Below are 14,776 nucleotides of genomic sequence, written 5' to 3'. Positions count from 1 at the left end.
TGACATCGGCAGTGGATGTTGTGCCCGTGATCCTCGCGTTCCGCGGACCCGCGGTCGCGGGTGTTCCGCGAGGCGAAACCATACCGTAATGGACCGGCCGGTACTATCGACACATCAATGGGCAGCGGGGGAGCGCAAATGACACGTGTGTCCGAACGTCGGCGCTCTGACTCGAAAAGACGGATCGACCTGCTCATCGTGGTGGGATTCGTTTGTTTTCTCGCCATCCAGGGATTTGTTTCTTTCCGGATCTCCCCTGAGCCCTATCCGGTCATTCGCATGCCCGGGTTCCAGACCGCGGCAGACCGTGACGGAACCGTCGAGACCACCTTCGTCCGCGGCGAGGTCGACTTCGCCGACGGCGCCACCGCCGAAATAGACCCCTCATCCGTGATGGAGCCGCTGCGGTTCTCCACGGCGCTGCCGACACTGAGCTACATCCTCGGCCCGAACAGCGAGGTCGAGCTCTCGGACGAATCGATCGCCTGGCTTCGCGAGCGTGCCCAGATCGTCTCCGGTCGCGTCGATGTCACCAGCATTCGCTTCTGCTGGGAGCCTGCGCGGATCGATATCACCTCGGCGCAGGTCGCGCAGATCCAGGAATGCGAGTGGAAGGTGGTCGGCCTGTGATCGCCTTCCTTGAGCGCACAGTGGCGCGGGCGGCCGATTCCTACCGCACCGATGGCCGTTTTCTGGCGGCGCTGCGCATCGCGTACGGAGCATGGATCATCCTGCTGCCCGTAGACATCACCTGGATCGCCGGACTTCCCGACGATTTCCTGCACCCTCGCGCCGGCATTCTGGGCTTCATCGACTCTGTCCCACCGCTTGGATTGCTCATCGCCCTCTCGATCATCCGTGTCGTGCTGGCGGTGCTGCTGATGATCGGCATCGCTACTCTGCCGGTGTCGCTGCTGCTCACTCTGACAATGATGATCGCGGCCGGGCTCTCCTACTCCTTCTCCAAGGTCGACCACTTCATCCTGTTCGAGCTGGTTCCCGTGTTCCTGGGATTTGCCGGGTGGGGTTCACGGTGGTCGATCGATGCATATCTGCGCGGCCGTCGCAACAGGCCGCTGCGGCAGACCCAGGGGCTGCCTGTCCTCCTCTTCGCCTTCACGATCGGGTGGGGGATGTTGTCGGCGGCGGCGCCGAAGATTGCGGGCGGATGGCTTGATCCCGCTCGTGATGCCACTCGTGGGTACCTGGCGAAAGACATCGCGGCAGACGACAAGCTCGGAATACTCGGGCCTTGGATGCTGACATTCGACAACCATCTTTTCTGGAAGGCCCTCGACTACTCGACTTTGGCTGCCGAGGGGCTTCTGATCTTCCTCGTGCTGACGCCCCTGCTGTTTCGCTGCTGGCTCGCGCTGTTGGCGTGCTTCCATCTGGCGGTGTACCTGACGCTGGGCATTTCGTTCATCGACTACACGTTGGTTTACGCCGTCTTCTTCGCGCCCGTCGTCATGTGGGTCGTGCGGAAGCTCGTGGCGAGACGACCCCCGACGCGCTCGCAGCCGGTCCATGCCTGATCGGCGATACCTGTGAGGGTGAGTGTTGTCGGCAGCGGTCCGAATGGGCTCGCCGCCGCCGTCATCATGGCGCGAGCCGGGTACGAGGTGAGCGTGTATGAGGCCGGCTCACACTTCGGCGGTGGGCTGTGGACGGATCGATTCGAGGGATTCGACGGCAGCTTCGACGTCGCCTCCGCGGCGCATCCCATGGCTCTTGCATCGACGTTCTTCCGGGCTTTCGAGATCTCGCGTCGCGTCGAGTTCCTCACCCCGCGGGTGTCCTATGGGCAGGCGATGGTCGGACGGTCCGCCGTGGCATACCGTGATCTGGGACGGACGGTCGACGAACTCGGTCGATCGGGCACCGGGTGGTCGCGTGTGATGAGGCCGCTCCTCGCGAACATCGACGCGGTGCGCGGGCTGAGCGGCTTGGAGCTGCGTGCCCATCCTTCGACGGTCAGTGGTGCCGCCGCCCTCGCCTCGGCGGTGGCGGGGTTCTCCACTCTCCGGGCCGAGGCGCGTGCTCTGGCGGCAGGCGCTACTGCCCACGGCGCCGCGCCCTTCGGATCACTCGCCGCGCGTTTCGTCGGCGCCGTCCTCGCCGCGGAGGCGCATGCGTCGGGTTGGCCCATCCCACGCGGCGGGTCGGGCGCCATCGCCGAGGCCCTGGTCTCGGACCTCATCGCGCACGGAGGCCGCCTCCACGCGGACAGTACCGTGAATGACTTGCGCGAGGTGTGGAAGCCGGGCGACATCGCGTTCTTGAACATCGGCCCGCGGGGATTGGCCCGCATCGCCCGAGACAAGCTGCCCACGACGTACGTGCGACGGCTCGAGCGCTACCGGTACGGCAACGCGGCGTCGAAGGTCGACTTCGTCCTCTCCGGACCAGTCCCGTGGGCCGACGCGCGGCTGCAGGATGCCGGAACGGTGCATGTCGGCGGATCGGAGCGCGACGTGTCCTCTGCCGAACGCCAGGCGTGGCGCGGACAGGTTCCGCTCGCGCCCTACGTGCTCGTTTCGCAGCCCACGCGGCTCGATCGCAGTCGTCTGCCGCAGGGATCCTCCGATGAGGTGGTCTGGGCCTACGCTCACGTCCCGAACGGCTCAGCGGTGGATGCCGTCGAGATGATTACGAGCCGCATCGAGACGTTCGCCCCCGGCTTTCGCGACCTCGTCATTCATCGAGAGGCCCGCCCGGCGCCGTACTTTGCGTCTGTTAACGCCAATTTTGAGGGTGGGGACGTGCTCGGCGGGCGCGTGGACGCGGCGCAGTTGCTTACCCGACCCACGGTGACGGCACGGCCGTGGCGGACACCGATCCCTGGGGTGTATCTCGCCTCCGCTGCGACCCCACCCGGGGCAGGCGTCCACGGCATGGCCGGATGGCACGCCGCGCGTCTTGCGTTGCGAAGGATCGGGCAAGCCGCTCCCTATCTCGGCATCGACTGATCGAAAGCCTGCAAGCAGACGTCAGGCGTCGGCCTGATGCCACATCTTCCATTCGCGGCGCTCGCGGAGGAAGTCGGCGGGAGTGTAGTTCGCCAGTGCCCCGAGAAGGTGCACGGTCCGCCCGCGGAACGTCGTCGCCGAGGCGCGACGAATGCGGTGGATCGTCAGTCGGAGTTTGCGCAGGTCACGACGCGTCAGATGCTCCCGGTGCTTGGCGATGTAGAGCTCGGTACCATGGGCGCGCCGTTCATTCTTGGTCGTGAGCTGACCGAGGCCGTGTTTACGCTGGCGCACGAGAAGGTCGGGGACTACGGCGTAGGTGAACCCGGCGAGAAGGTAACGGAAGAAAAAGTCCGTGTCGTTTTTCACGGGCAGTTGCGCATCGAAGCCTCCGACCGCGTCGAACGCGAGTCGGCTGACGATCATGTTGCTGCCCGTAGTGCCGAGGCTCGCGGCGGCGACGTCGGCCGACTTCAGGCCCTCCGCGATGCGGGGGCCGACGTGCGAATCGGTCTCGGAGAAGATCTCACGGTTGACGGCGACGAGGTCGGACCCGTTTCCGGTCAAAGCCGCCGCGACCGCCTCGAGGAGCGAGGGCTGCCACAGGTCGTCGTCGTCCAAGAAGCCGAGGTAGTCCGCCGTCGCCTCGGCGGCGCCGCGGTTGCGGGAGGCAGACGCCCCGGAGCCGGCTGAGGGATCGTGAACGAACACGACGTTCGGGTGTCCCGATTCGGCGGCGAGTTCCCGGCAGATCTCGGCGGCCTCGGGATCGGGTACGTCGGATACCACGATGATCTGCTCGGCTGCGAGAGTCTGTGCGAGCACGGAGGAGAGGGATTCGCGCAGGAAATGATGCCTGTTGTGCGTCGGGATGACACAGGCGAATGACGGCGTGGACATCATGCTCCGTTCGTTGTCCGGCGATATTCGACGACATCGACGTTGAAGACGTTTCCGACCATGCCGAGGCCGTGTGCGAGCATGTTCCAGCTCCGGGCCATGGGCTGCCGGTGGGTGAGAAAGTCGAGGGCGATGAAGGGGGCTCCGATACTGATGCGCGCGATGCCCCCGACGAGCGCGTTCGTCCGCTTGCGATATCGCGCATTGATGTTGCCGATCCGGATCGCCCGGCGGAAGAGCCATCTGGCATTCGCGCGTTCAGGGATTACGTGCTCCTGAACGACGGCGTCTGCGCACCACAGAACAATCAGGGGGGCGGCGGCGCGTAGCGCGCGGAAGAACTCGGTGTCGCTGCCTCCCTTCATCGACAGCGCTTCGCTGAAGCGCGTGCCGCTGACACGCCAGGCGGCGAGTCGGAGGAGTGTGTTGTTGGTCGCCACCGAATTGGGGACGCTCCCTGATACGCTGTTCTGCCGCCGCCAGAACCCCCCGCTGACGATCCAGCGCGGGACCGCGTCGGTGATGAGCGGCTCGACCGGTCCGGTGACGATGTCGGCTCTCTCCTGATCCGCGTAGGCGAGCAATGCCCTCAGCCAGCCTGCCATCGGGATTTCGTCGTCGTCGACAAAGATGATCGCGTCGTCCGCGTCACGTGTCGCGTCCAGGCCTCGGTTGCGAGCGGCCGCGATTCCGGGGGTGGGCTCCGCCAGATACTCGACCGACGGGAAGCCGGCCACAGTCGAGCGTGCCGACTCGCGCGGGTCATTGTCGACCACGACGATCCGAACGTTCGCGTCCACCTCTGTGGCCTGAGCGGTGCAGGCCTCGAGCAGTTGGCTCAGAAGGTCTGGCCGACGGAAGGTCGCGATCGAGATCACGACAGAGCGCAGGGCTCCGAATGACGGTGAGCCCCCGTTCATCGCCCGGTACCGCCCTCGATCAGGTTGTTCATAGATGTCGCGAGATCGTGGAGCTGCGACCGTGCGGCGACGACTTTCGACATCACGTCCGCCTGCCCGTCCGCGAGGGCAGCAACCTTCGTCGACAGATCATCATCGTGGGGGCTGACGTGATGGTCGCCGAGCCCGACGACCGCCATTGTACGAGGGATCTTCGCGGAATCGATGTTCGGAAGGTAGAGCGGAACCGCTCCTTCCGTCGCGGCGAAGATGAGCACATGCAGCCGGTCGCTGATGACGACGCGCGCCCGGCGGTACACCTCGCGCAGGTCGGCTTCCGCAGCGAGGTGGTCGCCGCCGTGCCAGGGGTGCGATCGGGCGCCCAGTGCGTGCGCCAGTTCGACTCCTCGCGCGACGTCGCGTTCCACCTGTGCGACGACGAGCGCCTCAAGACCGAGAATATCGGCGACCTTCGCCACGGCATCCTGCCATGCCTCGGTGAGTGCAGGGGTGTCTCCGCGCATCGATACGACGAGGAGGGGGCGTTGCGTCGAACGGACAACATCGAGGTCGGAGCCCAAAGCGAACGCCCAGTCGGGGCGCACGGTCCCCGCGTCGGCGAACCGACGGCTGTCCTCGTCGCGCCAGGTGGTGATCTGGCAGGCGCGTGACAGAGAGGTGAGCATGGGTGACGGGGCGCCGAAGGGGTCGCGCACGCCCAGACCGGTCGTGATGGCAGCGCCTCCACGGAGGCGAATCAGGCCGACAAGGAGCCGGTCGACCCGATTGATCCGTAAACGCCGCTTGTTGAGCTGAATTTCGCCGGCATTCGACACGAAGGCCGCCCGTCCGAGGAGCGCGTGCCGAAAAGCGGCGAGCTGCCAATCCCGGCGATTCGCGTAGGTCACGTCGTCGTCGCGGAGACCCAGTGCGTTGACGTAGGCCGGCGAGGCCGTGCCGATCAGGACATGTCGGCGACGACCGGGAGCCAGTCCCGCGAGCATTGCGCGGCGTAGGGCCGGGTCGCCTACATTGTCGTCCTGACCGTGTGCTGCGACGAAGATGTCAGAATTTTTCACAGAGGATCCGTCTCTTCGAGCCGTGGAGGGCGGGGTCGTTAGCCATTACGTCGACCGCCGATGGCGCGTCGGCCGAAATCGATGAGTTGCGAGGCATCCGCCCGTACGCGGGGGAAGAACAGGAATGCCAGCGCCGCCCAGACGAGGGCGGCGACGCCGCCCAGGACCACGACGAGCAGGGGAACGCCCCCCGCGCCCTCGACGAGGAGACGCACGCCGAAGGCGGCTGCCGCCATCGGAACCGCGACGAGACCAAGCGCGCGCAGGGCGTCGACGTAGAGCACACCGAGGTGCAGCTTCGTCACACGGCGCACCCATGCGAGGGAGGCGATCCAGAACAGGGCGTAGCCGAGCGAGACGGCCACGGCCACACCCAGGGGCCCGAACGGCACGCCGCAGGCGATGACGCCCACCAGCAGGGGCTGGGCGACGAGGTAGAAACGCAGCTGAGCGGTCGCGAGCCCCTGTGACATATAGACCCAGTACGCCACCTGCACGAGAGAACGGAAGATGCCGCTCACCGCGAGGATGCTGAGGATGGGGCCGGCGGGTGCCCACTGCTCGCCGAGTACGGCGATCACAAGCGGCGTTCCAAGGGCGAAAAGGAGCGCGAAGATCGATGACGTGACGTAGAGTGCGACCAGTTGCGCACGTCGAAGATACGAGACGAAGCGGTCTTGTTCTTCGGCGATCCGGGCAAGGACTGGAACTGCGACCCGCGACATGGGCGTGTTGATCTGTGTGAGCGGCAACACGACGAGGTTGTACGCGCGGTCGTAGTAACCGAGTGACGTCGAGCCCCACACCTTCCCGATGAGCAGACTGTCGATGTTCCTCGTCAGGTAGGAGATGATCTGAGTCCCGGCGAAGCTCGCTCCGAACGAAATCAGGCCATCCATCGGCACGCGCCTCGGCAGCCCTGGTCGCCACCGTGTCAGGGCGAACGAGAAGATCAACGTTCCGGCGGCCACGATCAACTGCTGCGCCACGAGGGCCCAGAAATTGGCGTACACGGCCGCGATCGCAATCGCGCCGCCGATGCCGAGCGCGTAGGGGAGCAGGTCAGCGATCGCGAGCGCAACGAATCGGAGGTCTCGGTTGATGTGCACCTTGAACTGCGTCGACAAGCCACCGAGAACGAAGGTCACCGAGAGTGCCTGAGTGATGATGGCGACGTCCGGCTGATTGTAGAAGGCTGCCAGCGGGTAGGACGCGGCGAAGAAAAGCACTCCGAGCGTGAAGCCCACGGCTGAGTTGATCCAGAACAGGTTGGATTGCTGCGCTTGACTGAGTGACTTCGCCTGCAGGGCGGCCATCGAAAGGCCGAAGTCTCGGAAGATCTCGCCCACACCGACCACGGCCACCACCATGGCGACGAGTCCATAGTCGGTCGGGTTCAACAACCGCGCAAGCACGATCGTCGATCCCAGCATCAAGACGACCTTGACGAACTGGGACGCGATCGTGATTCCCCCACCGCGTGCAGCGGCGGATGCTAGCGAACTCAAGAGGCTCCCTCGAAGCGGCGTGTGAGGCGGTCAGATGCCGTCGGTGGTGGGATGAGGTCAGTCATGTCGCCGGACACCTCGTCGCACCAGACGGCTGATCAAGACCAAGGGCTCAACCAGGTAGCGCTTCGCGAGCCGCCGCGGCGAGTGCGCGAGCCGGAACAACCACTCCAATCCGATTCGGCCCATCCACCTCGGCGCGAGGCGCTGCGTGCCGGCGAAGTAGTCGAAGCATCCGCCGACATTCGCGATCACCGCGCCAGGAGCGATCAACTCGAGATGATCGAGGATCCACTTCTCCTGCCTCGGCATTCCGAGCCCTACGAGGACGAGATCGGCTCCCGCGAGGGTATCGGTCAACACGTCGGGTCCGGTGCTCTCGGCTGCGCGGGAGAAGCGGTAACCGTCGAAGTGGTGCCACCGGATGCTGCGGGTGTGGGTCTTGACGTGCCGCGCCATCTTTTCGGCGGTTTCGGGCGTTCCACCTACCGCGACGACGGTGATTGCCGGGTCGCGCGCCAGCAGCTCGGCCAGCCAGTCGGTGCTGCCGATCCGCTCCCGGGTCGTCGGCCAGCCGGACTTCGGAGAGCTCATCTTCGCGAGCAGGAGGATAGGCCATCCATCGATCAGGATGACGTCGCTCCTCGCGGTCAGCTCGCGCACAGGACCAGGCTCGAGTGTCAGGTGCAGGGCGTGAAGATTCAGGTTGCCGAGGATGCTCGGGCGTGAGGACGTCCGCGCGGGTCCGAGGATCCAGTCGCAGGTCTGCGTCGCGTCAAGCGGGGTGGCATGCCCCAGATCCCACGGCAGTGCGACGGTTCTCACGCTGGACCACGCCTTTTTTCAGCCACCCGCTTCAGGAGGGGCTGAACCCGCGCGGTCCAGCTGTGGGCGACGCGCACGCGTTCTTGATCGCGTACCGCCGTCTCCAGGAGATGCGGCAGACTCTCGGAAGCCACAGCCAACGCGCGGTCGAGGTCGTCGTCGGCTTCATCGAAGACCTCGACCGCGTAGCCTTGCGCGTTCAGGCGCTCCGTCGCGTCGTGTCGCGAGGCCAAGACAGGGCGGCCCGCTGCGAGGTATTCCCACAGCTTGAGCGGTGAGAAGTACACCCCCTCGGAGCTCCCGTGGCCGGCATAGCAGATGTCGACGGTGGTCAGAAAGCCCGGAACCTCATCGGGATGAACCCGTCCGAGGAAGGTCACCCGCTCTTCGAGGTCGAGCTGGCGGACGAGCTGCTTGAGGGCGTCGTATTCGGGCCCTTCGCCGGCGATCCGGACGTTCCACTGGGTCTCGCTGCGGTGCACGGCGTGGAGCAGGCGGTCCACGCGTTGCCAGGGGTACAGGGTCCCGAGGAAGCCGATCGTGGGCGTCCCGTGCGGTTCCGCCGAGGCGTCGCCGTGCCTCGTCGTGTCGACGCCGTTCTCGACCACGAGGATGCGATCCAGGGGTACGTGGTAGAGGTTGTGGATCGCGACCTTGAGCTGGTCGGTCACGGCCACGATCAGGTCGGCCCGCCGCAAGGTCCGGCGCTCGAAGAACGTCGCGACCTGCCGACTTGAGGTGGCGCGACGGTCCGACGTGGATTCGATCGCGAGGAGCGCATTCACCTCGAGCACCCAGGTTGCGCCCTTGCGCTGCGCAACGCGACCGAGCTCCTGCATAAGCGCGTAGCGCTCGTAGGCCATGGCGGGCGCGGGGGAGGCGCGGCGGAGCAGGCGCCACAGCGTCAAAATCGAACGTGCCCGATACGTCAGACGTCCGAGGTCGGCCGCGAGCAACCGCACCGGCGATGCCGTCATTCGGGCCTCGCTGCCGGAGCCGTGGAACGACTGGGGGACGTTGTCGCCGACGACGAAGGCGCGGACCAGGGATCCGCTTTCGCGCAGAGCCGAGATGACTCCGAGAATGTGCGAGCGCGGCCCCAGGCTCTCGGTGGTGGCCTTGGTGGACAGGCGCGGGGCGCCAGAAAGGTACAACACGGGGGTGACAGCAGAGCGGGCGACGTTCGAGGGCGAGCTCGTCGGTTCAGTCAAGATGTCTCTCTCTCAGAATGAAATGAGTGCCGCATCCACCCCGCATCCTTGGGGTAAGCGGAAAGACGCCTCAACGTATCAGGGCAATGCTACAGGGCGATGTCGCGCATCTAACGGACGCCTAGGGGCCGTCGAGATTTCACCTTCTCTGAACGACGGCGAAGTTTTTTCAGCGCTCCCGTGGAGAAAAGTGTGATGAAAAGGAAGAGCGGAACCACCTCGGTGTAGGCGTACGAGGGTACGAGATACATGACGAATCCCGCCGCTACTGCCGTCAGCGCGATGGCGAAAGTGCCCGCGGCGACCGAACTACCGAGTGCCGCACCGTGCTTGTACGAACGCACCAGCACCTTCCAGAGCACTACGACGAGAGCGACGAGACCGACGAGGCCGAAATCCACAGCCGTCTGAATGTAGGTCTCGTGGAAGTGCGGAACGTCCCAGCTACGGAATTCGGGAATCGACCACGCGACCGCGGCCGCTTCCGGGGTCTCGAAGTATGCGCCGTAGCCCCATCCGAAGATGGGCCGTTCCGCCCACGTCCGGATTCCCCAGTCCCACAAGACTGTGCGACCGGTGAGGGTGGCGTCGCGGGAGAGTAGTCCGAGCACGTCCGACCACGTCCAGGCCATGAGCAACCCGCCGGCTGTGGCGGTGACAACGAGCGATGCGATCCATGCGCGGGTTCGCATGCCGCGGTCGAGCGCGCGTCGCGTGAGCAAGTAAATGGCGACCGCGAAGGGCAGCAGGACCAACGCGGTCGACGAGCTTGACAGCATGACGACGGCGAGCAGGCAGATGATCCCGAGGACTCGCCCAAGCCCTCGACGGGACGTGGCCAGAATGGCGACGATTCCGGTCGCCGCGTAGTAGCCGGCGACGATCTTGTGCGGGAACAGCCCCTTGAAAGGGGAGGTTCCCAGGAGGTTCGATCGGTTGGCCGCGTCGACGTAGATGGCGACGTCTGCGCGCAGCACGTACAAAATCAGACCGATGACCGACAGCGTGACGGTCACCCGCGCGATGAGGATCAGGACCCCGCGCATGTTCATGTCCACCGACATCAGATACGCGACGCACAAGACCCCGACGAGGGTCGATCCGTACTGCAGTGAGATTTGGGGCGCGACCGACCAGGACGGCGAGATCATGATGTACGCGCTGAACGCGATGACTACGAACAAGGCCGCCGGATGTGCTCGGACCGCGGCGAGGACCATCAAGACGGCGATGGCGTTGATTGCCAACCAGGTCCAGGTGAGAGCGCTGTCGGATGGCGCGCCCAGGTACCGCGCGGGGAACGAAACGAGGGTGGGTGCCATCATCAGGAGCGCCACGTAAACGGCGTAGAACGCGACGCGCAACTGCCGTCCCGTGCTCTTCGGCGGCTCCGCTTGAATGGATTCCACGGGCGCCGCCGGAGCATTCTTCACAGATGCGCGGGTGTAGCCACTCGTCTCGCTCGATGTCCCCACGCGTGGATCCTACCCCGGCCGGATTCCGGGGGTGTTTCCAGACTGATCTCGCCGTCGCAATCAGCTCACGCCGACCGAGCCTGCTCTCGCCATTTCTCGCCGAGGAATATCAGGCTGATGCTGCCTCCGGCGTTCGGTAGGAATGCGCCCCGAATCTGCATGTCCGCGCCGTCGGAGATGCCCCCCGCGCTGTCGCTGTCGAACATCAGCGTGACGGAACGGCCCGGGCGGCTGTCCGAAATCTTCGTCACCTTCACCTGTCCGGACACACGAATGACGTCGCCCCACGGGGGAAGAGTGATCGTAGCGGCGGCCGGCACGACGGGAACGTCATCATCGCCGAGATCGCTGTTGGACACGCGCAGGAGCGCCGACTCCGTCTTGATGGAGCTGCCGCTGAGATGCTCTTCAGCGCGGAACATCGCCCCGGTGATGCTCGATCGACCTCGCGACCCTGTTTCGACATACGCGTACGTCTGACTCATGGTCTGGCCGCGGCGGGGGATCTCGGGCGTGGTCGAATTCTCGGGTACCCACACGGCGGAGAGTTCGTTGGTGTCGTCCCAGGCGCTACATCCCGTGATCGTCCAGGCGTCACCGCCGTCGTTGTGGATGGCCGCCGCTGAGACGGCGTCATCGGATGCCGCGTCACCCACGTTGTTGCGGCCGTTGCGCGTGAAGGTCGATCCCACCACAGTGAGGTGGCGGGTGCCTTCGCCGATCAGCCCGGCGCCCCCGTTCTCCCAAATGCGGCATCCGCTGATCACGGTCCCATCGCCGCCGCCGGACTCGAAGTGGAACCCGTCGCCCAGGTTCTTCTCGGCCTGGCACCCGCTGAAGATGTGTGTTCGCGAGGTGACCCGGAAGCCGTGCTGGTCTCCGTCGTCTCCCGCACGTGTTCCCGACTGCCACACGTGCACGTTCGACATGTTTTGAGAGGACGACTGGAGGAAGACTCCAGACAACCCAGAGCGGCCTACGTCCACGTTCGACCACAGCCCGTCCGTTGACCCCGTTTCGTCCTTCCCTGCCGGGCCGTGAACGCGGATGCCGTACGACACGGAGTCTCTGATGATGAGGTTCTCGAGCATGTGGGCTAGCGAGCGACCCTTCTTTCCAATGGCCAGCCCCGCGCCCGGTGCGCGATCGATGTTGCAGTTGCTGACGCGGTTGTATCCCGCATTCAGGACGAGAAGATCGTTGCCTGCGGCGGAGCCTCCCCCGTCCAGTTGCAGATCTTCGACCGCAGCGAAGGTCGCATCGAGGGAGATCAACGCGTCGGTGCTGGTCTCCGAGGCCGACAACGAGATCTGCGATGATCGCGGACCGTCGCCGCGGATGATCATGGGATGGCCGGCCGGAACCGTCAGTGTTCCTGCCTTGACTCGGTAGGTTCCCCGTGGGAAGTAAATCGTCGCGGGTTGGCCTTTGGACTGCGCGACCTTCATGGCGTCTCGCACGGCGGACGAGTCGTCCGCCGAGCCGTCGCCTCGGGCGCCATGATCTCGCACATTGATCAAGATGTTCGAAGGCGCGGACGGCGTCGACTCGGACCGCCACGAACCGCGGGTGGCTGCAACGGCTCCCGCCGTGGCGACTCCTGTCATCAGGATCAGGTCACGCCGGCTCGGCGATAGCGATTCATTGTCCACGCTCGGACCCTAGTCTCATCGGAGCGACCCGGTTGCCCGGCATGCGACGCTCTGCGGCAATTCAGAGCCGATGAATACAGGCGGGAAATCTGGGCGGCTGTCTCCGCGCCCATCCACTCACCGCGAAGGCGAACGTAGGGATTTGGTTCCGTTCAGGAAGAGGCGGCCATTCGCGCCGCCGTCGCAAGAAAGGACGCCACCCGCCCCGCGGCGGGTGCCAACTCGTTGAAAGAGCGCTGGTAGGTCTCCTCGGACCGCCGATAGGGGTCGACGATGTCGAACTCGTCGGGACTTGTTGGCGGGGAAACGGTGCCTCGCAAAGCGGATGCGAGCGCAACCGCAGCGCGCATGCCGTCGGATGGACTCGTCGCCCCGGCATTGCGGATCGCGTCGGGCAGGGAGGGCTCGACGACGTCGGCAATGCGGGCGAGTTCGCGCAGAGTAAACGAACGCCGCATCGCGCCCGGGAAAGATTCCACGGCGATTCTTCGATGTTCCCTTGCCATCGCGACGATCAGATCGGCTTCGCGCAGCATTTCTGGGTCGAACTGGCGAGCACGGTGTGCTGATGCATCGATTCCGACGCTGGCCGCGAGTCTCTGCGCGGGTTCGGGGACGCCGCCGCCCACCAACGCTCCCGTCCCTGCGCTGGCGACGACCACTTCCGGGAACGGCTCGAGTGCGGATGCGAGGAGGAGTTCCGCCACGGGGGATCGACAAATGTTTCCCGTGCAGACGGACAGGATCGAGAAAGTCACGTCTCCTCCGTCTTCGACCGCCGGGCGCGACGCTCGCCCCGCCCTGAAGGGGATACCGACTCCTCCTGGACGCTGTACGAGTAAGCGCCGTATCCGTAGCTGTCAGGACCCTTTGCCGGCAGCATCGTCACAATCACACCGAACAGGCGGCTGCCGATCGCGTTGAGCTTCTCGACCGCAGCGGTCAATTGCGGCTTCTTGGTCGTTCCGGATGCCGCCACCATCAGCACGCCGCTGGTGAAGCGTGACACGACGGCTGCGTCCGTCACGAGAAGCAGGGGTGGGGCATCGACGAGCACGTAGTCGAATGCCTCCGCGAGCGCCTCCAAAGTGCGCTGCATCGCCTGGCTGCCGAGGAGTTCCGATGGGTTGGGGGGCGTCCGACCGGAAGGGAGGACGAAGAGTCTGCCCGTGCCCCAAGGCTGCAGCACGTCGACGAGTTCCGCGCGGCCGATCAGCACGTCGGTCAGGCCGACGCCTCCCTCGATGCCCATGTAGTCCGCAACGCGCGGCAGGCGAAGGTCTCCGTCAACGAGTGCCACCCGGGCGCCCGTCTCGGCCAAAGCGATTGCGAGATTAGCGGTAGTCGTCGACTTTCCCTCGCCGGGTCCGGCGCTGGAGACGACGAACGAGCGCGACGCGCCATCGACGTCGATGAACTGCAGGTTGGTTCGCAGGCTGCGGAATGATTCGGCACGGGGGTTGCGCGGATCGGCGTGCACGATGAGCGGACGTTTCTTGGCGTCGGGATCCAATGCGATTCCGCCGAGCACGGGCGAGTCCGTCGCTGCCTCAATGTCGTGCAGCGAGTGGATCCGCGTGTCAAGGATTGATCGCAGAACAGCGAATCCGAGGCCGAGGCCGAGGCCGAGAATGATGCCGAGCACGATGTTGACCGCGGTGTGGGGCGCCGCAGGAGAGGTCGGCACCAGTGCCGGTTCGATCGTCTCGACCTTTACGAGGCTCGCCGCGTTGCCATCCGGCTTCTCGAGCTGATTGACGACGACGTTGGCGAAATTTGTGCCCACGGAATTGGCTATGGAGGCAGCCATCTCGGCGTTCGGATTTGAGGCCTTGATGGAGATGATCACCGAATTCGTCGGCGAAGAGGCGTCGATGGTCTTTGCGAGCTGTTGCGCGCTTTCGTTCAGGTTGAGATCGTCGATGACGCGATCGAGCACCAGTGCACTGTCGACCACGTCGACGAAACTGACCACAGCCTGACGGGCGAAATTGGTTCCCTGCGCGAGTTCGCTGACTCCGGAGCTCTCCGAGCGCACGGAAACATACAGCTGAGTGCTCGCCTCGTACGTCGGCGTCTGCAGGAGGGAATAACCGTAGGCGCCCGCGCCGCCGAGAACTGTCAGCGCCAGAATGAGGATCCAATTGCGATGCAGGATCCGGAGATAGTCGCGCAGTTCCAAGCCTCGTCCATTCGCCTGTCGTCTCTGGAGTGGGTGCCCGGCTGATCCGCGAGATTTCTCCGGCTATTGTTGCCCG

The 14,776-nt window shown here is 65.2% G+C and carries 13 protein-coding genes; 3 read left to right on the top strand and 10 right to left on the bottom strand.

Annotated features, from left to right (window positions below):
- Positions 1 to 138: 138 nt before the first annotated feature.
- Genes RWH44_RS03495 through RWH44_RS03485 form a run of 3 tightly spaced genes read left to right on the top strand, consistent with a single transcriptional unit; the run spans position 139 to position 2,969 of the window.
- The gene (locus RWH44_RS03495; protein ID WP_316003481.1) at positions 139 to 630 is read left to right on the top strand and encodes a hypothetical protein; all 492 of its coding nucleotides are present in this window, start codon (positions 139 to 141) and stop codon (positions 628 to 630) included.
- Positions 627 to 1,535, top strand: coding sequence for a hypothetical protein (locus RWH44_RS03490; protein WP_316003480.1), 909 nt, complete (start codon positions 627 to 629; stop codon positions 1,533 to 1,535). The genes RWH44_RS03495 and RWH44_RS03490 overlap by 4 nt, the downstream gene beginning before the upstream one ends.
- An 18-nt stretch (positions 1,536 to 1,553) precedes the next feature.
- Complete coding sequence (locus RWH44_RS03485) at positions 1,554 to 2,969, top strand: phytoene desaturase family protein (RefSeq protein ID WP_316003479.1); 1,416 nt, start codon at positions 1,554 to 1,556, stop codon at positions 2,967 to 2,969.
- Between the two features lie 21 nt (positions 2,970 to 2,990).
- Here the strand turns inward: RWH44_RS03485 and RWH44_RS03480 are convergent, their stop codons facing one another.
- The 10 genes from RWH44_RS03480 to RWH44_RS03435 form a co-directional block, all read right to left on the bottom strand.
- On the bottom strand, positions 2,991 to 3,869 hold the full coding sequence (locus tag RWH44_RS03480) for a glycosyltransferase family 2 protein (RefSeq protein WP_316003626.1): 879 nt from the start codon (positions 3,867 to 3,869) through the stop codon (positions 2,991 to 2,993).
- Positions 3,869 to 4,747 carry a glycosyltransferase family 2 protein gene (locus RWH44_RS03475; protein ID WP_316003478.1) on the bottom strand — a complete coding sequence of 293 codons (879 nt, stop codon included), beginning with the start codon at positions 4,745 to 4,747 and terminating at the stop codon, positions 3,869 to 3,871. The genes RWH44_RS03480 and RWH44_RS03475 overlap by 1 nt, the downstream gene beginning before the upstream one ends.
- Positions 4,748 to 4,785: 38 nt before the next feature.
- A complete protein-coding gene (locus RWH44_RS03470; protein WP_316003477.1) occupies positions 4,786 to 5,847 on the bottom strand; it encodes a polysaccharide pyruvyl transferase family protein in 1,062 nt (353 codons plus the stop codon).
- Between the two features lie 38 nt (positions 5,848 to 5,885).
- Positions 5,886 to 7,355 (bottom strand): lipopolysaccharide biosynthesis protein, encoded by a 1,470-nt coding sequence (locus tag RWH44_RS03465; RefSeq protein WP_316003476.1) that lies wholly within the window; start codon positions 7,353 to 7,355, stop codon positions 5,886 to 5,888.
- A gap of 57 nt (positions 7,356 to 7,412) precedes the next feature.
- Positions 7,413 to 8,180, bottom strand: a complete 768-nt coding sequence (locus RWH44_RS03460) for a WecB/TagA/CpsF family glycosyltransferase (protein WP_316003475.1) — start codon at positions 8,178 to 8,180, stop codon at positions 7,413 to 7,415.
- The gene (locus tag RWH44_RS03455; RefSeq protein WP_316003474.1) at positions 8,177 to 9,391 is read right to left on the bottom strand and encodes a glycosyltransferase; all 1,215 of its coding nucleotides are present in this window, start codon (positions 9,389 to 9,391) and stop codon (positions 8,177 to 8,179) included. Before RWH44_RS03455 ends, RWH44_RS03460 begins: the two co-directional genes overlap by 4 nt.
- Positions 9,392 to 9,501: 110 nt before the next feature.
- Positions 9,502 to 10,866: an O-antigen ligase family protein gene (locus tag RWH44_RS03450; RefSeq protein WP_316003473.1), complete on the bottom strand. Its 1,365-nt coding sequence runs from the start codon at positions 10,864 to 10,866 to the stop codon at positions 9,502 to 9,504.
- Between the two features lie 65 nt (positions 10,867 to 10,931).
- A complete protein-coding gene (locus RWH44_RS03445) occupies positions 10,932 to 12,518 on the bottom strand; it encodes a right-handed parallel beta-helix repeat-containing protein (protein ID WP_316003472.1) in 1,587 nt (528 codons plus the stop codon).
- Positions 12,519 to 12,670: 152 nt separating this feature from the next.
- A complete protein-coding gene (locus tag RWH44_RS03440) occupies positions 12,671 to 13,276 on the bottom strand; it encodes an arsenate reductase/protein-tyrosine-phosphatase family protein (RefSeq protein ID WP_316003471.1) in 606 nt (201 codons plus the stop codon).
- Complete coding sequence (locus RWH44_RS03435) at positions 13,273 to 14,700, bottom strand: tyrosine-protein kinase domain-containing protein (RefSeq protein ID WP_316003470.1); 1,428 nt, start codon at positions 14,698 to 14,700, stop codon at positions 13,273 to 13,275. The genes RWH44_RS03440 and RWH44_RS03435 overlap by 4 nt, the downstream gene beginning before the upstream one ends.
- Between the last annotated feature and the right edge of the window lie 76 nt (positions 14,701 to 14,776).

It is taken from the genome of Microbacterium phycohabitans (assembly GCF_032464935.1).
Classification (GTDB): Bacteria; Actinomycetota; Actinomycetes; order Actinomycetales; family Microbacteriaceae; genus Microbacterium; species Microbacterium phycohabitans.
The sequence above is the reverse complement of the archived record's forward strand: the minus strand, read 5'-3'. Positions and strand labels throughout refer to the sequence as shown.

Bases quoted from the DNA above. Each gene is read 5' to 3' on its own strand.
- RWH44_RS03480 (WP_316003626.1), bottom strand. From the start codon at position 3,869: ATGTCCACGCCGTCATTCGCCTGTGTCATCCCGACGCACAACAGGCAT.
- RWH44_RS03495 (WP_316003481.1), top strand. From the start codon at position 139: ATGACACGTGTGTCCGAACGTCGGCGCTCTGACTCGAAAAGACGGATC.